The 24,878-nt window shown below is 46.5% G+C and carries 21 protein-coding genes; 15 read left to right on the forward strand and 6 right to left on the reverse strand.

The features are described 5' to 3' along the window. Nucleotides 1-17 precede the first annotated feature (17 nt). From ABIE27_RS10220 to ABIE27_RS10230, 3 genes are all read right to left on the reverse strand, one after another. Nucleotides 18-893, reverse strand: coding sequence for an SDR family oxidoreductase (locus tag ABIE27_RS10220; protein ID WP_123066472.1), 876 nt, complete (start codon nucleotides 891-893; stop codon nucleotides 18-20). Further along, entirely contained in the window at nucleotides 890-1,957 is a 1,068-nt protein-coding gene (gene uxuA / locus ABIE27_RS10225; protein ID WP_123066471.1) for a mannonate dehydratase, read from the reverse strand. Before uxuA ends, ABIE27_RS10220 begins: the two co-directional genes overlap by 4 nt. A 69-nt stretch (nucleotides 1,958-2,026) precedes the next feature. Further along, the gene (locus ABIE27_RS10230) at nucleotides 2,027-2,713 is read right to left on the reverse strand and encodes a GntR family transcriptional regulator (protein WP_429350508.1); all 687 of its coding nucleotides are present in this window, start codon (nucleotides 2,711-2,713) and stop codon (nucleotides 2,027-2,029) included. A gap of 272 nt (nucleotides 2,714-2,985) precedes the next feature. Here ABIE27_RS10230 and ABIE27_RS10235 point away from each other — a divergent pair, with 272 nt between their 5' ends. Next, on the forward strand, nucleotides 2,986-3,288 hold the full coding sequence (locus ABIE27_RS10235) for an ArsR/SmtB family transcription factor (protein ID WP_123066469.1): 303 nt from the start codon (nucleotides 2,986-2,988) through the stop codon (nucleotides 3,286-3,288). A 229-nt stretch (nucleotides 3,289-3,517) separates the two neighbouring features. Further along, nucleotides 3,518-4,918 (forward strand): aldehyde dehydrogenase, encoded by a 1,401-nt coding sequence (locus ABIE27_RS10240; RefSeq protein ID WP_123066468.1) that lies wholly within the window; start codon nucleotides 3,518-3,520, stop codon nucleotides 4,916-4,918. A 47-nt stretch (nucleotides 4,919-4,965) separates the two neighbouring features. On the opposite strand, the gene ABIE27_RS10245 is transcribed toward ABIE27_RS10240, so the two are convergent. After that, nucleotides 4,966-5,877: a helix-turn-helix domain-containing protein gene (locus ABIE27_RS10245; RefSeq protein WP_123066467.1), complete on the reverse strand. Its 912-nt coding sequence runs from the start codon at nucleotides 5,875-5,877 to the stop codon at nucleotides 4,966-4,968. A 221-nt stretch (nucleotides 5,878-6,098) separates the two neighbouring features. Here ABIE27_RS10245 and ABIE27_RS10250 point away from each other — a divergent pair, with 221 nt between their 5' ends. From ABIE27_RS10250 to ABIE27_RS10290, 9 genes are all read left to right on the forward strand, one after another. Continuing rightward, nucleotides 6,099-8,279, forward strand: coding sequence for a glycoside hydrolase family 52 protein (locus tag ABIE27_RS10250; protein ID WP_123066466.1), 2,181 nt, complete (start codon nucleotides 6,099-6,101; stop codon nucleotides 8,277-8,279). Further along, a complete protein-coding gene (locus tag ABIE27_RS10255) occupies nucleotides 8,276-10,423 on the forward strand; it encodes an alpha-glucuronidase family glycosyl hydrolase (protein ID WP_429350488.1) in 2,148 nt (715 codons plus the stop codon). The genes ABIE27_RS10250 and ABIE27_RS10255 overlap by 4 nt, the downstream gene beginning before the upstream one ends. A 71-nt stretch (nucleotides 10,424-10,494) precedes the next feature. Then, nucleotides 10,495-11,568 carry an NAD(P)-dependent alcohol dehydrogenase gene (locus ABIE27_RS10260; RefSeq protein WP_429350489.1) on the forward strand — a complete coding sequence of 358 codons (1,074 nt, stop codon included), beginning with the start codon at nucleotides 10,495-10,497 and terminating at the stop codon, nucleotides 11,566-11,568. Nucleotides 11,569-11,772: 204 nt separating this feature from the next. Next, on the forward strand, nucleotides 11,773-12,039 hold the full coding sequence (locus tag ABIE27_RS10265) for an HPr family phosphocarrier protein (RefSeq protein ID WP_240037141.1): 267 nt from the start codon (nucleotides 11,773-11,775) through the stop codon (nucleotides 12,037-12,039). 143 nt (nucleotides 12,040-12,182) lie between these two features. Further along, nucleotides 12,183-12,434, forward strand: coding sequence for a type B 50S ribosomal protein L31 (locus ABIE27_RS10270; RefSeq protein WP_090916418.1), 252 nt, complete (start codon nucleotides 12,183-12,185; stop codon nucleotides 12,432-12,434). Between the two features lie 177 nt (nucleotides 12,435-12,611). Next, nucleotides 12,612-12,920, forward strand: a complete 309-nt coding sequence (locus ABIE27_RS10275; RefSeq protein ID WP_123066462.1) for a Dabb family protein — start codon at nucleotides 12,612-12,614, stop codon at nucleotides 12,918-12,920. 152 nt (nucleotides 12,921-13,072) lie between these two features. Beyond that, a complete protein-coding gene (locus ABIE27_RS10280; protein ID WP_123066461.1) occupies nucleotides 13,073-13,834 on the forward strand; it encodes an SDR family NAD(P)-dependent oxidoreductase in 762 nt (253 codons plus the stop codon). Between the two features lie 232 nt (nucleotides 13,835-14,066). Then, nucleotides 14,067-15,794, forward strand: coding sequence for a ubiquinone-dependent pyruvate dehydrogenase (gene poxB / locus ABIE27_RS10285; RefSeq protein WP_429350490.1), 1,728 nt, complete (start codon nucleotides 14,067-14,069; stop codon nucleotides 15,792-15,794). Between the two features lie 159 nt (nucleotides 15,795-15,953). After that, entirely contained in the window at nucleotides 15,954-16,709 is a 756-nt protein-coding gene (locus ABIE27_RS10290) for an SDR family NAD(P)-dependent oxidoreductase (protein ID WP_429350491.1), read from the forward strand. Between the two features lie 196 nt (nucleotides 16,710-16,905). Here ABIE27_RS10290 and ABIE27_RS10295 read toward each other — a convergent pair whose 3' ends face one another. Both ABIE27_RS10295 and ABIE27_RS10300 read right to left on the reverse strand, forming a co-directional pair. Continuing rightward, entirely contained in the window at nucleotides 16,906-17,241 is a 336-nt protein-coding gene (locus ABIE27_RS10295) for a ribosomal protein L7/L12 (RefSeq protein WP_161557024.1), read from the reverse strand. Between the two features lie 26 nt (nucleotides 17,242-17,267). Next, entirely contained in the window at nucleotides 17,268-18,485 is a 1,218-nt protein-coding gene (locus ABIE27_RS10300) for a cytochrome P450 family protein (protein ID WP_240037139.1), read from the reverse strand. A 183-nt stretch (nucleotides 18,486-18,668) separates the two neighbouring features. On the opposite strand from ABIE27_RS10300, the gene ABIE27_RS10305 reads away from it, so the two are divergent. The 4 genes from ABIE27_RS10305 (at nucleotide 18,669) to ABIE27_RS10320 (ending at nucleotide 24,860) form a co-directional block, all read left to right on the forward strand. Beyond that, nucleotides 18,669-19,646 carry an aldo/keto reductase gene (locus tag ABIE27_RS10305; RefSeq protein ID WP_123066456.1) on the forward strand — a complete coding sequence of 326 codons (978 nt, stop codon included), beginning with the start codon at nucleotides 18,669-18,671 and terminating at the stop codon, nucleotides 19,644-19,646. A 494-nt stretch (nucleotides 19,647-20,140) separates the two neighbouring features. Further along, nucleotides 20,141-21,241 carry an ATP-binding protein gene (locus ABIE27_RS10310; protein WP_429350509.1) on the forward strand — a complete coding sequence of 367 codons (1,101 nt, stop codon included), beginning with the start codon at nucleotides 20,141-20,143 and terminating at the stop codon, nucleotides 21,239-21,241. Beyond that, complete coding sequence (locus tag ABIE27_RS10315; protein WP_429350492.1) at nucleotides 21,229-23,673, forward strand: DUF5682 family protein; 2,445 nt, start codon at nucleotides 21,229-21,231, stop codon at nucleotides 23,671-23,673. The genes ABIE27_RS10310 and ABIE27_RS10315 overlap by 13 nt, the downstream gene beginning before the upstream one ends. 26 nt (nucleotides 23,674-23,699) lie before the next feature. Further along, complete coding sequence (locus tag ABIE27_RS10320; RefSeq protein WP_429350510.1) at nucleotides 23,700-24,860, forward strand: VWA domain-containing protein; 1,161 nt, start codon at nucleotides 23,700-23,702, stop codon at nucleotides 24,858-24,860. Nucleotides 24,861-24,878 lie beyond the last annotated feature (18 nt).

Below are 24,878 nucleotides of genomic sequence, written 5' to 3' on the forward strand. Positions count from 1 at the left end.
TGTGTCCAAAAAGAAGGCTACACACCCGAATAGGCCATGAATCCGCCGTCTACAGGGACAACAATACCCGTTACAAAGCCGGACTGTTGTTCATCTGCCAGCCACATTAACGTACCGAGCAGATCCTCCGGTTTACCAAAACGACGCATTGGGGTATGCGCAATAATTTTGCTGGAACGCTCCGTAGGTGAGCCGTCGGGCTGCAAGAGCAAGTTGCGGTTCTGCTCGGTCAGGAAGAAGCCTGGTGCAATCGCATTGACTCGAATCCCCGACTCTGCCAGATGCACAGCAAGCCATTGTGTAAAATTGTTAATAGCCGCCTTGGCAGCACTGTACGCAGGCACTTTGGTCATGGGAGATGGAGCACTCATGGACGATATATTGATGACTGTAGCCGGTACATCGCGCTCAATCATGTGTTTGGCAAAAATTTGAGTAGGGATGAGAGAACCCACAAAATTGAGATCCATCACCTGGCGAAACCCTGCAACACTTACGTCAAAAAAAGTGGTCACATCAGGATTGCCCAAATCCTCCGGTTTGAAAATTTCATTTGTTGTATTGGCACTGGCGTTATTACCACCAGCACCATTAATCAGGATGTCACAAGGGCCGAGTTGTTCTCGTACGATATCCGCTGCCGCCTGTACACTTTCTGCCTGGGTGACATCACATGCAACGGCAATGGCACGGCCGCCCGCTTTTTCAATTGCCGATGCGACTTCCTCACCTTTGGCTACTGTCCGGTTGAGGATGGCAATCTTGGCGCCGTGTCTTGCAAGTTCTTCAGCCATGGAGCGGCATAGTACACCTGCTCCTCCGGTAATCACGGCTGTTTTGCCTTCAAGGCGAGAAGTTCGATCCAGTTTCAGGTTCGAATTGTGTTCGCTCATGCGTTTGCCCTCCTTTGCAGTGAATCCCAGACACCCCAGAGATACATAATTCCGAGTGCGCGATCATACAGCCCGTAGCCTGGTCTGCATTTTTCACCCCACAGATGTCGACCGTGGTCCGGTCTGGCATATCCTTCAAAACCAATATCGTGATAGGCTTCTACAACACCCGCGATATCTACGCTTCCGTCCTGACTGCGGTGAGAGGTTTCGATAAAGTCACCGTTCTCATAGACCTTCACATTCCGGATGTGAGCAAACGGAATCCGATCACTGAACTCATGAATCATCCCAATAATATCATTGTCTGGATTGGCACCGAGAGATCCGCTGCACAGCGTTACACTATTCGCCGGACTGTCATATAGGTTCAGGTATCTGCGAACATTGTCCTGATTGATTATAATTTTAGGCAGACCAAAGATGGGCCATGGTGGATCATCGGGATGAATCGCCATTCGAATGCCAAGCCGCTCAGCGGCAGGAATGATCTCTTGCAGGAAGTAACGTGCATTTTCCCACATATCTTCCTCGGTCACATCTTTATAGGCTTCAAACAAACCTGTCAAATACTGCAGTCGTTCAGGTTCCCAGCCCGGCATTGTGAGGGTGGAGTTTTCATTGATTTTGCGAACCAGTTCCATTGGTTCAATGTTTTCAATTTTGCTAGCTTCATAGAAGAGGGCTGTTGATCCGTCTTCCATTTCTTTATACAGATCCGTACGCAACCAGTCGAAGATCGGCATAAAATTATAACAGATTACTTTGACACCCACTTGGGCAAGTTTCTCCATAGTTTTAATATAATTACTAATATATTTATCCCGTGAAGGTAGTCCAAGCTTGATATCTTCATGAATATTAACACTTTCTACGACATCCAGATGCAGCCCGGCTTGGTCCGCAGCTGTCTTGACAGCGAGTATTTTGTCCATCGGCCATTCTTCGCCTGCAGGAACATCATGTAGTGCCCATACAATGCCTTCGACGCCGGGAATTTGCCGGATCTGATCCAGCGATACCGTATCATTGCCTTCACCAAACCAGCGAAAAACCATCTTCATCTCATTCACCTCATCCTCATTAGTGGAAGAAACAGCATACATTACGATGGGAAAGCAGAAATTCTTTACTTATTGAAAATAGGAAGGATATGTACTCCGCAGAACAGCCAGATCCGTCACTGGCAAATGTAGATGTTCCTGCATCAGACGTTCTGCTTTCTCTGCATCGTGCTGCTGAATCGCCTGAACCATGGATCGGTGCTGCTCTATTAAGTGATCCCAATGATGATCGGAAGACAGACGGAGCATCCGGCTTCGATTCAAATGCACATTCATCTGCTGAATCACCGTCCAGGTGTTGCTTTTGTTACAGCCAGCAAAAAGAGTACTATGGAACTCCTCATCCAGTTGAAACATTCGTTCATCATCCGGTTCGCTCAGACATTGCTGCTGCTCTGTAAGATTTTGTTCAAGGGCCAACATCTGCTCTTCTGGAAATTGTGCACAAGCTAGACGGATGACAGCACGCTCAAGCTGCTCGCGCATAAATCGGGCTTCTTCAACGAGATTCAGTTGAATCAGAGAGACATACGTTCCACGCTGGGGATACACTTCCAGCAGACCTTCCTGAGCGAGTCGGACAAAACTTTCGCGCACAGGTGTCCGGCTAACCTGAAAGTCCAAGGCGATTTCTTTCTCCGAAATGGCCGTACCCGGAGGCAATTGCAGACTCAAAATCTGTTGTTTCAGCGTGTCATAAACCAAATCTCGCGTCGAGTAGGATTGCTTGTTCAACGCTGAGAGGTGGCCTGACAAGGGCGACAAACTGCTTCTGGATGATAATCTGGGGGTATGTTCCACAACTTCAACTCCTTCATTGCCATACTACCATACAAGCATGGTGGAGTGGAAGCGTTTTATTTATAAAGAATTATATGTTCTGAGCTATTTTGCTTGAGATTTGAGATCTAAGGAAGTACAATTCCTTATATAGGTTTAAATGTTTAAACGAATATAATAAAAATGATTAAATGCCTAAACCAGTCGAATGACAACAGAGTATAACCAATGATAATAGAGGTGCAATAATGAGCCAGAAAGCAATCTCCATTTTCCAAACATGTATCCCGCTGTTTCAAGTTCTGAGTGACAACCATCGTCAATCCATTTTGCTCATGCTGAGCGAGAAAGGCCATATGACAGTGAATGAAATTACGGAACATTCCAGCCTGTCCCGTCCAGCCATATCCCATCATTTGAAGTTGCTCCTGGAAAAAGGGCTCATATCCGTGGAACAGAAGGGAACACAACGTTATTATTCAGCTTCGCTGCATGCTTCCGTCGATCTGCTGAAACAGCTTGTCGCTGCGCTTGAAGAGGAATGCCTTTAAAATAAGTGACTGATGCTAATGCCATGCGAGAAAGCTTTATTATGAGAATGCGCATGTAAGAAATGCAGACGCAAAGTAGCGGCTTAAGGTGGTTCTGTTGAAAATATCTACAGCTGCAATGATGAGTAGTAGTAAGGAAAGAGTTAGCATGCCAAGGCATGTATCCTATATGTTCGTCAGTTTAAACCTTTGATCAATAAATCATTCAAAACGAAGGAGGATGACTGTTATGACTACGTTTCAGGAATTGACCCATGAGGATGTACACGTGATCCTGGAGAAGCAACGTACATTTTTTCGTTCAGGTGCTACGCGCCAGGCTGGTGTGCGAATAGAACGGCTGAGCCGACTCAAACAGGCTATTCAGAAATATGAAACCGAGCTAACACAGGCATTGTATCAAGATTTGGGCAAAAGCGAATTTGAATCCTATACGACAGAGATTGGATTTATGCTCGACAGCATCACACACACGATGCGTAAAATCAAAAAGTGGGCGAAGCCTGTTAAGGTTAGAACTCAAGTGGCGCTTCTTGGCTCCAAAAGTTATGTCTTGCCTGAGCCGTATGGTGCGGTACTCATCATTGGGCCGTTCAATTATCCTTTTCAGCTCCTTATTGAACCTCTGGTTGGCGCGATTGCCGCAGGCAATACGGCGGTGCTTAAAGCCTCCGAGAACACACCGGCTGTATCAGCTGTTGTGAAGAAATTGATTGGTGAAGTATTTGAGCCAGAATATGTGCAAGTGGTTGAAGGGGCCAAAGACACAACAACAGCGCTTATCCATTCTTCGTTCGACTATATCTTTTTTACAGGCAGTGTACCTGTTGGGAAGATCGTGATGGAGGCCGCAGCGAAAAACCTTGTTCCGGTCACGCTCGAACTAGGCGGAAAAAGTCCTGTTATCGTGGATGAGCAGGCGGACATTCAAGTGGCGGCTGAGCGAATTATTTGGGGCAAATTGCTTAACACGGGACAGACCTGTATCGCCCCGGATTACCTGCTCGTACATGAGCGTGTAAAACAGCCTTTAATTGATGCAATGAAAGCCGCGATTGTAACCTTCTTTGGGACAGACATTCAGCACAATAAGGACTACGGGCGCATCGTGAACAAGTCACACTTTAAACGTTTGACTGCTCTGATTGAACGAGATCGGGATCAGGTCATCTTTGGAGGGACTTCCGATGAAGAGGATCGCTTTATTGAACCGACCTTAATTGATGCGGAATCGTGGAATGCAGCCACGATGGAGGACGAGATCTTTGGGCCGATTTTGCCGATTATCAGTTATGGTCATTTAGATGAAGCTATTAGCGAAATTGTTAAACGACCAAAGCCGTTAGCCTTGTACCTGTTCACATCCAACCCAGCTGTTCAGGATAAAGTGTTAACTGAGGTTTCTTTTGGCGGGGGATGTATTAACGATACGATTACACATGTGGCCAATCCACGTCTGCCGTTTGGAGGAGTAGGTCATTCTGGTATTGGCTCGTACCATGGACGGTACAGCTTCGAGACCTTTTCGCACATGAAAAGTATTTTGAAAAAGAGCACCAAGCTCAATCCGCATATGCTGTATCCGCCATACAATAACAAATTGAATTTGATCAAACGTTTGCTGAAATAAACGAGTTGTAACATATACAGCCAATGAAAACAGCCTGTTGCTGGACATTACTCCAGAGCAGGCTGTTCCTGTCTATATTGTGAAGGGGACTTCCCCGACCACCGTTTGAATTGACGGCTAAAATGGGCGATATCCTTATACCCAAGCATCACTGCGATGTTTTGTACAGAGAGCTGCGGATTACCTAATAGAACTTTGGCCTCATGCAGCACCATTTGAGATAAAACGGTACGAGGAGACTGCCCAAATACTTGTTTGAACACACGATTGCAATGCGAAGTACTGATGCCGAGTTCTGCGGCGATATCATCGATGCCATAGTGGCTGTCGGGTTCATCGCCTTGTTTAAATTGCTGGCTCATTAGTCCTTGTAGCCGAGTACGGATCTGATGCGCCAGTTCAATCCGCTCGTACCCACCCGCAAACGTCTGGGCTGCTTCCTGAGACACGGTCTCCCAGAGATGCCCAAACAGCTCAAATACGGCGGATTGCAGTTGCATACGCTGTACCATAGCGCTGGCGGATTGATCGTGGGCAGAAGACATCAGTTTGTGCAGCACCGGTTCAATCTGCTGGGTAACCGGGCTGTCTGCACTGAATAATAATTGCTTGATTCGAGCCAGAAGGGAGAGAAACAGCTGATCATCGATATCAAAATGCATACAGAAATAGGTGAAGCCTTCTCCGTTTCGGCTCTGACTGGAATGGATGCTACCTGGAGGGATCAGCAGCAGCTCGCCAGCGTTTTGTACATATAAAGTACCGTTTATGGTCATATACTGCACACCCTCTGTTACATAATTGAGCTCATATTGAGGATGCTCGTGCGCCGGATAGTCCCAATCGGGTCCGACATTGCGCAGATGAATGGCGAACAAGTTAACAGTGGTTTGTACATCTGGGTAAAACACTTCATGCACACATTCTCCCAGATCGGGAGGTAAATACGTGGAAGACATTTGAATTCCTCCTTATGTTGGGTCATGTTATGCTATGCTATGAACATATTTAAAACGAATTCATTAAAATTTTAAAATTGTAACCGCTTTATATTTTATCATACATCGGCTTGATTTGGGTAAATATTCGATTGATTTGTTCATGGTCTGGACGGGTACTGCGTGATAGGATGGGCTAATGAAAACGTATGCAGATCTTATTCCGAGAGAGGTTATAGAGAATGAGTACATCCAATTCCATTTTTTACAATGCGCATCACGCACCAATTGGTGCATTTGCCAGTTTCACGCTAGGTTACAAAGGGGCTAAAGGGGGGCTGGGGCTTGAACTTGGGAAGCCGGCTGACCAAAACGTATATATTGGATTACAAGCTCGTGATGGAGAGCACTATCAGGCATTGCCTTTTTATGAAGCAAGTGAAGATGAGAGCAGCCGTTATGATGTGGAGAAGCTGGAAAGCGGAAGTCAAGCTGACAGTGCAGAGGCAAAGCCGCTGATCTCGGCGTTTCGGGATGAAGACATTACTCGGGAGTTCACTTCAGGCACGGATACATGGAATGCAGGGGATCTGGAATTTCGTATCTATTCGCCTGTACGTCCCGTTCCGCATCCGAAAAGTGCAGAGCGTGAAGCGCTAATGGATGCGCTCGTACCAGCAGTGTTGGTCGAGATGACAATTGACAACAGCCAAGGCGAGAAGACCCGTAAAGGTTACTTCGGTTATCAAGGCAGTGATCCGTATTCTGCAATGCGTTTGATTGGTGGACCAGAGGGAGGATCATTGACAGGGGTTGGACAAGGTCGTCTGACAGCTATTGTATCCAAAAATGAAGGTCTGTGGCCTGCACGCGGATTTACGCTGGAGAAGATATTAGGGGAAAAACATCGGGACAATCTGGCATTTGGCTTAGGGTCTACATCTGTATTGCTGATGGAAGTTCCGGCAGGTCAGAAACGCACGTTCCAATTCGCGGTATGTTTCTATCGGGGCGGAATTGTAACTACCGGTATGGACACCACATATTGGTACACACGTTACTTTGCTGACATTTTGGAAGCGGGTCAGTATGCGTTGAATCGTTTTGATGCATTGACTGCATCCTGTGCTGAAGTCGATCAGCGTCTTGGAACGGCAGCGCTGAGCGAAGATCAGTCCTATATGCTTGCCCATTCCATCCACAGCTATTACGCCAGCACGCAATTGCTTGATGCGGATGGAGAGCCGCTCTGGATTGTGAATGAAGGGGAATATCGGATGATGAATACGCTGGATCTGACCGCAGACCAACTGTACTTCGAGCTTGCTCTTAATCCATGGACTGTTCGTAATGAGCTGGAGTGGTTTGTGAAGCGTTATAGCTATACGGATCAGGTGCGCTTCCCTGGAGAAGAGACACTGCATCCAGGCGGAATTACGTTTACACATGATATTGGTATTGCCAATGTATTTTCCCGTCCGGGTCATTCGGCATATGAACTCGTCGGCATCGATGACTGTTTCTCTCAGATGAGCCATGAAGAGCTTGTGAACTGGCTTTGTTGCGCAACGGTATATATTGAGCAGACGCAAGATCGGGAGTTTGTGACAGAGATGTTGCCGGTTATTCAGGAATGCTTCCAAAGCATGCTTAACCGTGACCATCCTGAAGAAGCTCAACGTAATGGCTTAATGGGGCTGGATAGCAGCCGTACACAAGGCGGGGCAGAGATTACCACGTACGATAGTTTGGACGTATCCCTTGGACAATCACGGAACAATATCTATCTTGCGGGTAAATGCTGGGCTGTCTACGTTGCACTCGAAAAATTGTTTGCAGGCGAGAAGCTGGCAGAGCTGTCTCATCAGGCAGGAAAACAAGCAGATCGCTGCGCGGCAAGCATCGCTGCTCAATTGACTGATAGAGGTTACATCCCGGCGGTTATTGCGGAAAATAACGATTCGCGTATCATTCCGGCTATTGAAGGCTTGGTATTCCCGTACTTTACAGGTTGTGAAGCGGCACTGGATGTTAACGGCCGGTTCGGACCTTATATCAAGGCACTGCACACACATCTAAAAACGGTGTTAGTTCCCGGAACATGCCTGTTTGAAGATGGCGGCTGGAAGCTGTCGTCGACAAGCAACAACTCCTGGTTGAGCAAAATCTACCTGTCCCAATTTATCACACGTGAAATTTTGGGTGTGGAGTGGGATGAGTCTGGGAAAGCAGCGGATGCAGCTCATGTGAAATGGTTGCTTCATCCGAAAGAATCCTACTGGTGCTGGAGTGACCAGATCTTATCCGGTGTTGCCGTCGGCAGCAAATATTACCCACGTGGCGTAACTTCTATTCTGTGGTTACTTGAAGGCAAAAATAATCATCTTGCACAGATCTATGCAAGCAAGGAGGCTGTACAATGAGTCAAACTACTGTTCAATCTGGACTGTCCGGCCCGCAATATGAAGCATGGCTAAGTTATCATGCTGAACTGCCAGGAGCGAAAGGAGCTGCGAGAACGGCAGCTCCTTTCTGGAGTCGGCTAATTGATGTACAGGAACAGCATCTCGTCATCGACACCGCTCTTAGCGAGCTCAAGCAAGGGCTTGGTAAGTTATATGGGGAACAGCCTGTAATTCATCATTCTCAGTCTCAAAGCACGGACTCAGGCGAACAACGTAAACCTTCAATCCGATTGGGCACCTGGGCAGGGAACAATCAGGTGGCTAGTGCGTTCACGGAGACGGAACGTGCTGCTGTACAGGGTGAAGGTTTTATCATTCGTGAAGATGATTCTCTCCAAGAACTGGTTATTGGTTCAGAGACGCCGCAAGGTGTTTTATACGCTGTTTTTCATTTGTTGCGTGAACTGACATTAAAGCAAGGTAAATCAGAAGAAGCCGGTTCGGCTCTTGACGGGGAGAAGCCTTTATTTATTACAGAGCAACCCGTGAATCAACTGCGCATGATTAATCAGTGGGATAATGTGGACGGCAGTATTGAGCGGGGATATGCCGGGCGTTCTATTTTTTACGAAAACGGTGAGTTCACGCAGGATTTAGGGCGGATTCGAGACTACGCCCGATTACTGGCTTCAACCGGAATCAATGCGATATCGATTAATAACGTGAATGTGCATAAGCAAGAGAGTCTTTTTCTGACAGAGCGATACCTTGGTGATGTTGCGAAGGTAGCGGCTGAATTCAGAGCGTATGGTATTCGCTTGTTTCTTTGTGCCAATTACGCCAGTCCAATCGAAGTTGGTGGCTTACAGACCGCTGATCCACTAGATCAACAAGTGCGTGAGTGGTGGAACATTCAAACGGCGAAGGTGTACGCTGCAATTCCGGATTTTGGTGGATATCTGATCAAGGCGGATTCTGAAAATCGTCCGGGGCCGTTCACATACAATCGCGACCATGCAGACGGTGCGAACATGCTTGCCGAGGCACTTCGTCCGTTTGGCGGACTTGTCATCTGGCGGTGCTTCGTATACAACTGCAAGCAGGACTGGCGGGATCGTACTACAGATCGGGCTCGCGCGGCTTATGATCACTTTAAACCGCTAGACGGACGGTTTGCGGACAATGTCATTTTGCAGATTAAGAATGGACCTATGGATTTTCAGGTTAGAGAAGCAGTATCCCCTTTATTCGGGGCGATGGAGAATACGAATCAAGTGATCGAGTTCCAGATTACGCAAGAATATACAGGACAACAGCGTCATCTGGCTTATCTTGTGCCACAGTGGAAGGAAATTCTGGATTTTGACACGTATGCTAAGGGCAAAGGCTCAGAGATCAAGCGCATTGCAGACGGTTCGCTCTATCAGCGCCAGTACAGTGGATTTGCGGCTGTATCCAACATCGGTGCGGATGCAAGTTGGACAGGACATCCGCTGGCTCAAGCGAATTTGTACGGATATGGCAGACTGGGGTGGAATCCTGAGCTCTCGGCAGAAGCCATCGCAGATGAATGGGTGAGATTAACGTTTGGACATGATGAGCAAGTGGTGGAGCGGATTACGGGCATGTTGCTGTCTTCACTCGACATCTATGAAAATTATACTGCACCTCTCGGTGTAGGCTGGATGGTAAATCCAGATCATCATTACGGTCCTAATGTGGATGGTTACGAGTATTCCAAATGGGGAACGTATCACTTTGCCGACTGTCATGGAATTGGGGTCGATCGGACGGTGAAGAGTGGTACAGGTTATACTTCCCAATATCATGCTGAAAATGCAACTCGATATGAATCACTGGAGACTTGTCCCGATGAGTTAATTCTCTTTTTCCATCACGTACCGTACACGCATGTGTTACATTCCGGTAAAACGGTTATCCAGCACATCTACGATACTCATTTCGAAGGTGCTGCGCAGGCTGAAGCTTTACTCGAAACATGGAGAGAACTGGAAGGTAAAGTGGATCCAGTCATCTTTGACAAGGTAGCTGCGCTGCAAGAGGAACAGGCAGATCACGCGAAGGAATGGCGCGATATGATTAACACTTATTTTTATCGCAAGAGCGGAATTCAGGATGAGCAGGCACGAAAAATCTACTAATGGATCATGTACGAAGTACGCAACGTTTTCTTTGAAACGAGAGACAGCACTGACATGCATAAAGGAGGAGAATGCGTATGAGTCAACACGAACTGCCCGTAACGATGAGGGCTGCCGTCATGACAAAGCCTGGACATATTATCATTGAGGATCAGCCTGTTCCCAGACCCATAGCCCATGAAGTGCTTATTAAGGTAATGGCCGTAGGCGTTTGTGGATCTGATGTGCACTATTTCGAGCATGGTCGTATTGGCAGATTTGTTGTGGAAAAACCGATTATTCTTGGCCATGAATGTGCAGGGGTTATCGTTGCGGTTGGTGCAGACGTTACCCGGGTGAAGGTTGGGGAGCGAGTTGCCATTGAACCTGGAGTGACGTGCGGCCGCTGTTCAGCTTGTAAGGAAGGACGTTACAATCTGTGTCCTGAAGTTCAATTCCTGGCAACCCCTCCGGTGGATGGAGCATTTGTGCAGTACATGGTCATGCGAGAAGATATGGTATTTCCAATCCCGGATCACCTAACCTTTGAGGAAGCAGCCATGAATGAACCGTTTTCCGTTGGTATTCATGCGGCTCGCCGGAGCAAACTGGCTCCAGGAACGACACTGGCTATTATGGGCATGGGACCCGTCGGACTGATGGCTGTTGCGGCAGCGAAATCTTTCGGAGTTCAGACCATAATCGTCACGGATTTAGAGGAAGTCCGGCTCGAGGCCGCACGCCGGATGGGAGCAACGCACACGATCAATGTGCGTCATGAGGATGCGCTTGCTGTGATTCGGGAAATTACCGAGGGTATCGGGGTGGATACAGCCTGGGAGACGGCAGGTAATCCCAAAGCACTACAATCGGCGCTCTATTCTCTTCGCAGAGGTGGTAAACTGGCCATTGTTGGATTGCCTGCACAGGATGAGATTGCAATCAATGTACCGTTTATCGCCGATAATGAAGTAGATATCTATGGCATATTCCGTTATGCGAATACGTATCCTGCGGGCGTCGCCTTTTTAAGTTCAGGACAGCATGATGTGATGTCTTTGATCACGGATCGATATGCCCTTGAAGAGACACAACAGGCAATGGAGCGGGCACTGCATAATAAAAGCGGTAGTCTTAAAGTGATGGTTTACCCGAACGGTATGTAATAAGAATGGACATGAGGTTCTGTACACATATGTGTACGGGACCTTTTTCTAATTGTAAGCAGAGTAACCGTGATTTTTTTGTTTTCTCCGCATAAAAGGCATGGACAACCTGCCAGCACATGGTATAATTCATGTTGATTTTAATATATAAATGAAAACACACGATTGCAGGTTACTCATATTTTGGCGAAAGGAATTGAAGTTGTGAGAACACATGAATTTATGATTCACGCGGATTTCCATCGGGATGAATTATTGTCGGTATCCTCTCAAGCGTCACGTTTTGCTTCGGACATATCATTGTCTTATACGGAGGCTGATCATGAACATCATGTAGATGTGAAGAGCCTTCTAGGCATGGCTTTACTTCCGCTTCGAAACGGCAGTATGGTTCGATTACAGACCAGAGGAAGGGATGAACTAGAGGCGCTCGAGTACATGTTGCATGTATTGGAAAAAGGCCCGGCGTAATGATAGATCAGATACCCAATCGCATGGATTATAATTTTTTTGTTTTTTCGTCAATTCTTGCTGGTACTTCGTACAAAAAAAGAGTATAATAAAATTTAGTTTGATTCTAGGGAGTACCCATATTAAAGGAGTGTAAATAGATTATGCCAAAAGTTGACATCCATCCTAAAACACAGCTCGTTATTTTCTACGATGCAAGTGCTGACTTCAAATTCCTGGCTTCTTCCACGAAGTTCTCGAACGAAACAATGGAATGGGAAGACGGTAACACTTACCCTGTTATCCGTGTAGATACTAGCTCTGCATCCCACCCGTTCTTCACTGGTAAACAAAGAAACGTGGATATCGGTGGACGTGTTGACAAGTTCAACCGCAAATACAACCTCAAAAACTAGTTCTCTTATAGATGAGGAGAAACCCCTGGAATGTTATTCCGGGGGTTTTTGCTATTAGTGTCTGTTTATGCCTTGTATGTGTGCTTATCAGTTCAACTCAACCAAATATTGCGCTTTCAGCACATTCAGTTGTAAACTAGAGTACAGAGTCTGAACATAGTGGAGGAGAAAACAAAGATGAGCAGAATTACACATATGGTGACATTTACACTTTATGCAGGTAAAGATACAACGGAGTCCGAAGTTTTTTTGAACGAAAGTAAGGAAGCGCTTGCGGAAATTCCAGGTGTTGAACATTTTCAAGTGTTACGTCAGGTGAGTGCTAAGAATGAGTTTGATTACGGTTTTTCCATGGAGTTTGCAGATCAGGCTGCTTATGACGCTTATAATGTTCACCCCGTACACCGTCAATATGTTGCAGAGCGCTGGGAGAAAGAAGTCAGCCGTTTTCAGGAAATTGATCTCGTGAAACACAGTGGCGAATAAAGATCCAAAAGTAACGTTGGAAATTGACTGAGAATCAAGAAAAACCCCAAAGGAAGTCTTGGTATCCGAAAATTCAGGCGGCACGAATATTCAAAAATTCACTTTTCGAAATCGTTTTAGAAATAGAATGTATAAGGAGGTCATCTCGGGTCGTGAAATTGGATCTAACGGGGAAAACGGCATTAGTTACGGGTGCAACGGGTCAATTGGGAAGAGTGATTGCTCGTACACTCGCAACTTGCGGCGCGAATCTGGCGCTGCATTACATAAACAACGAAATGAAGGCCAAAGAACTGCAGGGCGAGATCGAAGCCCTGGGTTGTCAGGCCGTTATCGTACAAGGTGACATGACTAAACAGGATACCGCATTTCGGATACGAGATGCGATCCAAAACAAGCTGGGTAATGTAGATATTGTCGTTGCGAATGCAGTCATTCAATACGAATGGACTTCCGTTCTGGAGCAAGCACCCGAGGATTACTTGAGCCAGTTCGAATCATGTGTTATGCAGAGTGTATATCTTGCTAAAGCTTTCATTCCGCAGATGCAGGAAATGAGGTCCGGTCGCTTCATTGGGATTAATACCGAATGTGCGATGCAAAATTTTGCGCATCAATCGGCCTATACCGCAGGAAAACGCGGGATGGACGGTGTATATCGTGTGTTAGCGAAGGAAGTTGGCGAATATCAGATTACGGTTAACCAAGTAGCTCCGGGTTGGACAATTAGTGAACGCGATCGAACAAGCGAACCAGGACATGATGAGGTTTATACTCGGACTGTACCATTGAGACGCAGAGGAGAAGATCAGGAGATTGCGAACGTAGTTGCTTTCCTGGCATCCGATTTGTCCTCTTTTATCACTGGAGCGTATATCCCTGTAAGCGGTGGCAATGTTATGCCAGCCATTTGATTAACTGTGCTCTCAGGAGCATATATCGTGTGAAAAACAAGAGTGATCCGTTTGCCTTTTCAGGTAAACGGATTTTTTGAGTTTTCTCCAGATGTTAACGCAGATTGTGTTTATATACTTGGAATGACATATGTTATTGATTCGTTTTTCAAAATATTGGGGTATAAGAATAGGTATATTCAAGGGATGGAAACCTAATCAAAATAACGTTATAAAGGAGTGACCCAGCATCATGAAAAAAACGATAGCAGACGTTCTTGTTGAAGCCTTATTAAATGCGGGGATTCATCGGATATACGGTATTGTTGGAGACTCGCTGAATGCGGTCCTCGACTCCATCCGCAAGTCGGGCAAAATTGAATGGATTCATGTAAGACATGAAGAAGTAGCGGCTTTTGCAGCCGGTTCAGATGCCCAAGTAAGTGGGAGCATTGCCGTATGTGCAGGGAGCAGCGGCCCGGGGAATATGCATCTGATTAACGGACTCTATGATTGCCATCGAAACCGCGTACCGGTTCTGGCCATTGCTGCTCATATCCCAAGTGACGAGATTGGCAGTGAATATTTTCAGGCGACTCATCCGGAGTATTTGTTCCAGGAATGCAGTCATTATTGTGAAGTGATTACAACAGCCAAGCAGATGCCTCGTTCGGTCACGATGGCGATGCAGACAGCCGTAGCACGTTCCGGGGTGTCTGTCATTGTGCTTCCGGGTGATGTTGCTGGACTTGAAGCGGCTGATCTGCCTGTTCCCGAGCATGTATACCATGCACCACATCCGGTTGTACACCCTTCTGAACCCGAACTCGCCAAACTGGCGGAGTACTTGAATCAGGACAAGAAAATTACACTTCTATGCGGGGCAGGATGTGCGGGGGCTCGTGAACCGCTGCTAGAGCTCTGTGATCGATTGAAATCCCCTATGGTTATTGCGCTTCGAGGGAAAGAGTACTTAGAATATGACAATCCTTATTCAGTGGGCCTGACAGGCTTAATCGGATATTCTTCGGGATACCATGCCATGATGGACTGTGACGTACTACTTATGCTCGGAACGGATTTCCCGTACCGTCAGTTTTTCCCGGAAGATGCGACAGTGATACAAGTGGATATCCAAACCTCGCATTTGGGGCGGCGAACCAAACTGGATTATGGGGTGTGTGGTGACATTAAGGCCACGATTGAAGCGGTGCTTCCGTACCTCACGGCTGAACATAGTGATAAACATCTGCGTAAAAGCGTGAAGCATTATACGAAAGTACGGGAGGATTTGGACGAGCTTGCGGTGGGCAAACCAGGCAAAAAGCCTATTCATCCGCAATATTTGACCAAAGTGATCAGTGATGCTGCTGCGGAAAATGCAATCTTCACTTGTGATGTGGGTACACCAACGGTATGGGCGGCACGTTATATTCAGATGAGCCGTAACCGCAGATTGCTAGGTTCATTCAATCACGGAACGATGGCTAATGCACTGCCTCAGGCCATTGGTGCTCAGGTTGCTGATCCTGGAAGACAGGTCATCTCGTTATCTGGAGATGGTGGATTAGCGATGCTTATGGGGGATCTGCTCACGCTGAAGCAGCATAACCTTCCAGTCAAAGTGGTTGTGTTTAACAATGGCGCACTCAGCTTTGTAGAGCTCGAGATGAAAGCTGCCGGTTTCCTCGAATCGGGGACTGAGCTTGTGAATCCAAACTTTGCGATGGTGGCACAAGCAATGGGCATTGAAGGCATACGCGTGGAAGATCCTGCCGAGCTTGAGGGAGCCATAGAACGTGCGTTGCAACACAATGGCCCGGTATTGATCGACGCTGTTGTGAATCGCCAGGAGCTCTCTCTGCCACCGAAAATCAATATTAAACAAGCTGAAGGATTCACGCTATGGATGATGAAAGCCGTTCTGAATGGCCGTGGCGATGAATTAATTGAACTTGCGAAAACGAACTTGCTTCGGTAAGCAAGTTGATATAATTTAGTTTGTTTTTAAATCGGTTGTTGATTAAAATAGGTGAAGTCAGGAAGGAGTCATGTCCTTGCTGACCTACATAGCTCATCCATAGGGCCGAGGAATGAATAGGTACAATCGCAAATGACACATAATTTGGAGGAGATCATCATGAGTCACGCAGGAAAAGTAGCCATCATTACAGGAGCAGGAAGTGGATTAGGTCAAGCCGCAGCGCTGAAACTAGCTGAGCAGGGTGCTTCCATCGTTGTCGTGGATTTGGTGGAAAAGACAGGTCTTGAAACGGTGAAGCAGATAGAACAGCTGGGAAGCAAAGCGATTTTTGTTCAAGCTGATGTGAGTAAAGCCGCTGAGGTAGAGAATTATGTAAAAAAGACGATCGAAGAGTTCGGCCGAATTGATATGTTCTTCAACAATGCGGGCATTGCCGGCCCAGGGATCAAATTAATTGAACATACCATTGAGCAATTTGACCAGATTATTGATATTAATCTGAGAAGTGTATTCTACGGATTAAAATATGTCATTACCGAAATGCTCAAAACAGGTGGGGGTTCCATTGTGAATACAGCTTCCACCGCTGGAATTGTGGGTGTTCCGGCAGTTGCTCCGTATGCGGCGACCAAACACGGTGTTGTTGGTTTGACGCGTACAGCAGCGATTGAATATGGCAAGGAGAACATACGCGTGAACGCGATTGCTCCAGGGACGATCGAGACACCGATGGTTGTTCAATTCGGTAAAGATAATCCGGAAGTGTTCCAAGCTACGGTAGATAGCATTCCATCCGGACGTCTCGGTAAGCCGGAAGAAATCGCGAATCTGGTTTCCTTCCTGCTCGGAGACGAGGCACCATACATCAACGGAGCTGTCTATCCTATCGATGGTGCGGTAACTGCACAGTAAGAAGTCAGGGCACCATTTATTTCTGTTGTTCATGTATTCGCTAGTTTATGAAAAAGAGTACGAAAAAGAGGAACTGTAAGCGTTAATCCGCTCAGTTCCTCTTTCGTTTTATGGACGATGCAATTCAGCGTTTTTAGTTCACGATGTTAGTTTAAGCTTACTCTCTTTTAAAAGACCGCTTCGGTCAATTGTGCCCCTATCGATCTAATGCTTCAACATAATCTTTCGCTTCTTTTAAAGAGAGGCTGCGGGCTTCACGCAGTTTTTTAATAGCCTGAATTTTGTTTCCCCGACGTACCATTGCAAGCAATTCCTGATCCAACTCCCGATCTGTATCGAATCCGCTCTGAGGGAAGGCGTTTGTGTCTGTAGATGAAGAGAAGGATGAAGCATTTTGGACAGAAGAAGCGTTCATCGCAAAACGATTCGAATCGACAGACGAACCGTTTTGAAGTCGCTCTACCTCTGATTTCAGCTCATCTACCTGACGTTGCAGATTGCCGAGTTTGGACCAGAGAATTGGAATAATCAACAGGAATACCACGAATAAGAAACTGCTCATTTCAGTAGAACCGGAATTTCCTTGATGCCGCGAACGACCATGCCCGGTCTCCATTCCAGTGTATCCACATCTTTTTGTAACTTCATGTTAGGAAAGCGATTGATCAGCGTACTCACGGCAATTTCGCCTTCAAGTCGGGCCAGCGGTGCACCGAGACAGAGATGAATACCTTTGCCAAAAGCGAGGTGCGCACTTTTCTCACGTGTGATATCGAACACATCCGGGTCTTTGAATTGCTCTTCATCACGATTCGCTGAATCCAGCGCCACAACCACAAGTTCACCTTTGGTAATCTGCTGCCCACGGAACTCCATATCCTCCGAAGCCCAGCGTGAGGTGCTGAACTCAACTGGGCCGTTATATCTCAGCATCTCTTCGATGGCTTGATGGATCAGTTCAGGCTCCCGAATTAACAAATCTCGTTGTTCCGGATGCTCAAGCAGAGCCAGAATACCGTTTCCAATAAGATTTACAGTGGTTTCATGTCCAGCAATAATAAGCAGTGAGATCACACCAAGCAATTCTTTTTCGGTCAACTGCTCCCCGGATTCTTCGGCAATAACAAGCTGGCTAATCAGGTCCTGACCGGGGTCTTTACGTACTTTGGCGAACCAATCGGTCAAATATTCGATGAACTCCCGTTCATGTTGTTGAAATAGTTCTTCATTTTTTCCGGTGGAAGCCTCAATAACCGTGTTGGACCACATGCGGAATTGATCACGATCCTCTAGCGGCACGCCGAGAATTTCACTAATCACAATAATAGGAAGCGGAAAAGCAAAGTCATCGATGAGATTCATCTTTTCTTGCGAAGGCAACTTGCCGAGCAGGTCATCCGCAATGCTCTGGATATGACTTCTCATATCTGCGACAAGTTTGGGAGTGAAGGCTTTTTGTACCAACCCCCGCAAACGACGGTGATCAGGTGGATCGGAGAACAGCATATTTTTTGAAAAAATACTCTTGCCCTCTGTCCCGTATCGTTTGACTATGTCTTTGCTGAAGCGGGGATCTTTCAAAATCTGAACAGCGTCCTCATATCGAGAGATGATCCAGCCAAACTCTCCACTCGGAAACATGACTTTGAAGACGGGGTCATCTTTTCTTAATTTTTCATATACCGGATAAGGATTTTGAGTAAATGATGCTGTGAAAAAATCTGGGCTAGAGGTCTCGTTGCTCTCATTCGTCTCATTAGATGCATTCGGATTCAAGTGTGTAATCTCCTCTCCTATAGCAATAAGATATGTCACTTTGTAATTATTCCATATGTAAAGGTTCGAAACCTTGTTTTGCATGATAAAAATGCGAGCGATGCAGGAATATCGTGTTGGACTCAAGAAGACAAGAGAGTCAAGAATACGTTTGCAAAAAAAAAAAAACGAGGGAGCATGGAAATGTCATATAGACAGTTGCCTTTACATGATTATCAGATTTCCGCGAGTCCTATTGTTCTGGGGTGTATGCGCTTTGGAGGAGATTGGGATGGAGCCCCCATTACTGAGGATTTGGTGGTTGAAGGCCGCCAAGCAGTCGAAGCAGCACTGGAGATTGGAATCAATCATTTTGACCTGGCGGACATCTATACACGTGGGAAAGCGGAGCATGTATTTGGGCGGATTTTATCCGAAAGGCACGGACTACGGGAGCAGATCATTATCCAATCCAAATGCGGAATTCGGCTGGTAGGGGATGATGAGGGGCCGCAGCGTTATGATACTTCAGGGGCACATATTATAAAAAGTGTTGACGGGATTTTATCCCGGCTCGGCACAGAGTACCTGGATATTTTGTTGCTTCATCGTCCCGACCCGCTTGCCCACCCGCAGGAGATCGGAGAAGCACTGGCTAAACTTCATCAGGCTGGAAAAGTAAGGCACTTCGGGGTATCCAATATGGGTTCTGAACAGATTCGTTTGCTTCAGATGTACAGTCCTATGCCATTCATCGTGAATCAACTGGAGATGAGTCTTGATAAAATCGGTTTTGTAGAAGCTGGCGTAACCGTGAACCGTGCGCAAGCGAAAGAAAATGTTTTCCCATACGGTACGATGGAGTACTGTCAGGCAGAGCGTATCCAGCTGCAAGCTTGGGGTCCTCTCGCACAGGGAAGATTTACAGGCAGGGCGATCGAAGGTCAGCGTCCCGAGATTGAAGCTACAGCCGAACTGGTGGCTCGTATTGCTCAAGAGCGTGGTGTCACGAGTGAAGCCATTGTACTGGCTTGGTTAATGAAACATCCAGCCGGAATTCAGCCGGTGATCGGTTCGATTCGTCCGGAGCGGATTCTCGCTTGCCGTGATGCGGCTCAGGTTGAACTGACACGGTATGAATGGTACGAGCTGTACTCGTCTTCGTGCGGACGGAGAATGTAGCGTCTACAGACAGGATCATATTCTTTTAATTAGTCGCTAATCTAGCGGCTTTTTGTTTATGGCTTTAGCCAGCTAATTGTATGAAATGAGAGACAATTTGCCACCAATTATGCGGACGGATGAAGCACAGGACGCACAGTCCTGTGTTTTTTTATTCTTTTCTTTTTAAGCAGTGATTAGAAGAGATGTTGGATTGTTTATAAGATTGTAGTGCCTTCTCTATGAAGTCTGGACGTTAGTGTTGATATGTAGAACTATATGCCTAAGCGATATTCCGAAGGAAAGAATGAGAAATTACTCTATTCTAGATGTAGATCAGGAGAGAGGATTCACATTTGTGCGGTGATGTAAGTCCTTGGACTTAGTCAAAAGTGCAGGTAAGAAGGACGTTTCAACCATTTTTGCCCGTTTTCAGACTTCATAGCTTACGGCTATGATAGAATGATGAGAATAGGAACATACGATCTGTATATATGAGAGGAGACATCTTGATGATAGAGATGCTTAAACCGCCTGCCGAGACATTATACGAGGCTGAGTTACGGGCGTTACAACAGGAGGATCAGGGTCATCGTCCGCCCAACTGGTTATTATCTCCAGCTAATGTGCGGGATTTTATTATTGGTCGAGATAAGCCAGCGATGCTGGATGGAGAGAAGATCACCATTACACGTAAATTTTACGGGAATGATGTGTTGATTGAGCGTGCAGTTGTTACCCTTGCAGGGAATCGCGGGTTGATGCTTGTGGGTGAGCCCGGTACAGCCAAAACAATGCTCAGTGAGTTGCTTACGGCAGCGATCTCGGGAACTAGTTTGAATACAATACAAGGTACGGCTGGAACAACGGAGGATATGATCAAATATTCCTGGAATTATGCGATGCTTTTGGACAAAGGGCCTTCTGAAGCAGCTCTCGTGCCTTCCCCTTTATACAACGGCATGAAAAAAGGTATTTTAACGCGCTTTGAGGAAATTACACGTTGTCCGGCCGAAGCACAAGACAGCTTGATCAGTATTTTGAGCGATAAAGTGATGAGCATTCCAGAACTTGACGAGGGTGTGCTTTTTGCCAAACCGGGATTTAACGTCATTGCTACGGCCAACATTCGGGATAAAGGTGTAAATGAGATGAGCGGCGCACTCAAGCGACGTTTTAATTTTGAAACGATCAGACCGATCCAGAATGTAAAGATGGAAGCCAAAATCATTGAATCTCAGGCGAGAAACCTGTTATTACATAGTGGAATTGATACCGAAATTCAAACCGACGTGGTGGAGTTGCTGGCAACTACATTTATGGAACTGCGAACAGGCATGTCTCGCGAAGGGTACAAGCTCGATACACCTCAAGCGTCTATGAGTACTGCAGAAGCCGTGTCCGTATATGTACAGAGCGCAATGACATCGTACTATTACGAGGGGAAATCTATTGCGCTGGATCGGTTGGTACAAAATATGCTGGGAACCATTGCAAAGGAAAACGACAAGGACCTAAGCATTCTCAAAAACTATTTTTCCAAAATTGTTAAAGCGCGCTCTGCCGAAGAGGAGATTTGGAAAAATTATTATGAGGAAAGAAAATGGATCGGTTAGACCAAGTGGAGCCCACTGACGCTGCTGGTTTATCGGATGTTACGGATTTGAATCAGCTTCAATCCTTATTCGATACAAGTGTATATAACTTAAACAACGGAACGGTTTATTTTCCAATACGGCATCATAGTCCAGCTTGTTCTCATCATCTGCTGCATGTCATCGGGGAGTACAAACCCGATATCATTTTGATTGAGGGGCCAGAAAGCGGTAATCCTCTGATACCTGTGCTAACGGATGAAGCGACCTTGCCTCCGGTCAGTCTCTATTATACCTATGAAGATGAGTACGGAAGAGAAGCCTGTTATTATCCGATGCTCCGGTATTCACCCGAATATGTTGCGCTGAAGGAAGCACACCGGCTTGGCATTCCGGCACAATTTATAGATTTGGATTATCGGCAAGTATCCAGAAACACGGGGAGTCCTTCGAAAAAAGAGCAAAAAGAAATCTCCGTTCAGGACGAAACACTGCTTGCCAGTTCAGATTTTATTAACCGTTTATGTGAGAAAACAAACTGCCGCAGTTTTGATGAACTATGGGAAAAGGTGTTTGAGATCGGGGGGCTACAGAAACCGACCTCTGCCTTTGTGCAGGATGTTTTCACGTATTGTACATTATCTCGAATGTGTTACACCCCGGAGCGCCTGATCGCAAGTGGTGATTTGGTCAGAGAAGCCCATATGGCGAAACGAATCAAGGAAGCTGAAGAGCAGTATCAGCGTGTGCTCGTAATTACGGGAGGTTTTCATACTTTTGGTTTAGTGAATTCTTCCACTGTCCAGAAAAAGGAACCCAACGGCAATTCGACTCAGCACGATACATCAGATTCAGGTAATGTTCATGAACAGGTGTATCCGATGGTGTATACATTTGCGGAAGCTGATCGATTGAATGGCTATGCCAGCGGTATGCCTTATGTTTATTTTTACGATCAAATCTGGGATCAACTAGTCCATACTTCACGTTCTCCTTACCGTGTAACTACACTGAACGTGTTATCCAGATTGATGCGCAAGCTGCGAGACCGGGAGGAACATGTTTCCACAAGTGATGCGATTGAGGCTTATAGTATGATTCAAGGTCTGGCAGAACTTCGCGGCAAGCAGGAAGGCGGAGTGTATGAGCTGATGGATGCGGCCCTCTCTTCATTTGTCAAAGGAGAGCTTACACTTGCCACCGACAAACCGCTTCAGGAACTGCAGCTTCTGTTGACCGGAGACGTCATCGGGAGCGTTGCACCTAATGCTTTTCATATTCCTATCGTTGAAGATTTTAAAGCGCGTTGCACGGAATTCAAGCTTCAGATTCGAACAACGGGTCAGCATAAAAAGGTGCTTGATCTGTATGCTAAACCGGAACATCGCTTGATTAGTCAGTTGTTTCAATGCATCTCTTATCTGGTTCCCGAGTTCGCGAAGCGGCAGGCAGGGCCGGATTGGATCGCACAACGTGATATGAATCTGGTTCGTGAAACGTGGGAATACATGTATTCCTCACGGATTGAAGCGCGGCTTATTGAAAATTCTTTATACGGTGGAACGCTTGCTACAGCTGCTACTCGAAAGATGGAAGAGCAGATGCGAGATATTCCTGACCATCACAGCGGTGAGCTTGCTCAAAAAATGCTCCAGGCACTGTTAATGGGACTTCAGGAGACAGCCATGCAGTTGTACACCCAGGTTCGTGCTGCTCTGCGGACAGATGGACATTTTCTGTCACTATGCAACAGCTTAACGATTCTGAATCGGATTCATCAGCATCGCCGGCTGTTAGGACTATCGGATGACCCACATCTTCCTGAGTTAGTGTCTGAAGCTTACCGTAACGCGGTGGACAAGCTGCAACAGCTTTCGAGAACGAATGCGGACGAGCATGAAGGTATTATTCAGGGATTAAAGCTACTTGCGATGCTGGCCGAGTCTGCCGAAGAGCAATTCCAGGATACGGCTTTTCGAAACCATTTGCACGAGCTTTTGTCGGATTCGAAGCTTCCTGCTCAGCTCGAAGGAGTGTGTATCGCTATTGCTTCGGGACTTGGTGATCGATCTAGAGAAGAGATCGTGGAGCGAGCCCGCGGGTATATCCGTGGAACGCCGGAACAGACGCGTCAAACGGCTTTATTTTTACAAGGTGTGTTTACCGTAGCGCGAGATGCCTTCCTATATGAGGACCAACTGTTACATGAACTAAACGGGTTAATTGAGCAGTTATCCTATGATGATTTTATTGCTATGATTCCAGAACTACGTCTGGCTTTCACTTATTTTACACCAATGGAAACGAATCTGATTGCCGAGCGTGTGGCGAATCTGCACCAGGTGAAGTCGGATGAAATGTTGATGCCTGCGCTGGATGAGCAGCTGCTCATTCGTTACAGGACGCAGGATGAGGCGCTTCGAAAGGAGTTTGCTGCATGGAAGTTAATATGAATGATGCCCGTCGCGGCCAGAACGAAATGTTGACGGAGTTGCCTTCCTCGGAAGAACGAAGTGCTGTTGAAACATTGAACCGTTGGCGCCTGATTTTGGGGGAATCTGCAGAGGAAGGTCTGTGTGAATCGGATCAATATAACACGGGTGAATTTCAGTATGTTGAACTGGACGAAATTCTGGGGTACCTCTATAACCGTGAATACGGTGAGGAGCAAGGTTACCGAAAAGAAGGCGGACGTGGTTCATCTGAGCTTACCGTACCCAATTGGTTACACAAGGTCAGAGAACTTTTTCCCAAATCAACGGTCGAAATTTTGGAAAAGCAGGCGCTTGATCGTTATGGACTGACGGAGCTCTTAACGGATAAAAAACTGCTGGAGTCCCTTGAACCTAACATGAACCTGCTCAAAAACATCTTGCAGTTCAAAGGGCGAATGAAAGGTGACGTACTTCGGAGTGCAAAAGATATTGTACGCACGGTGGTTGAAGATCTGCGCAGGAAGCTGGAGTCTCATACACGGGCCAGTATTATGGGGAAACGCAGTCGGTACGCATCCAGTTCGGTGCGATCCCTGCGCAACCTGAACTTTAAACGAACCATTACTCGTAATCTTAAAAATTATGATAAACACAAACGAAGGTTTGTGATTGATCGTCTTTATTTTGACGGAAATATAGAGCAGCACAATAAGTGGAACATCATTATCGGTGTGGATGAAAGCGGCAGCATGATGGATTCGGTGATTTACAGTTCGGTCATGGCGAGTATTTTCTATCGATTGAATGCGCTACGCACAAAGCTGTTCATCTTTGATACCAAAGTTGTGGATCTAAGCGACCGACTTGAGGACCCCGTAGATGTATTGATGAATGTGCAGCTCGGTGGAGGAACCCATATCGCCAAAGCGCTGCGTTATGGGGAAACGCTGATTGAGAATCCTGGAAAAACGATCTACATTTTGGTGAGTGATCTGGAGGAAGGTTATCCGATTAATCAGATGTATCAAGCCTGTAAGGATATTATCGATGCGGGATGCAAGCTGCTTGTGCTCACCGCTCTCGATTTCAACGGAGATTCGGTGTACAACAAACATGCTGCGCAGACGCTAGCCAATATGGGGGCACATGTAGCAGCAATTACACCTAACGAGCTTGCCGAATGGATCGGCGAAATTATCACTTAAACATACTTTTAGGAGGAA

The sequence above is a fragment of the Paenibacillus sp. 4624 genome, assembly GCF_050435065.1.
Lineage (GTDB): Bacteria > Bacillota > Bacilli > Paenibacillales > Paenibacillaceae > Paenibacillus > Paenibacillus amylolyticus_D.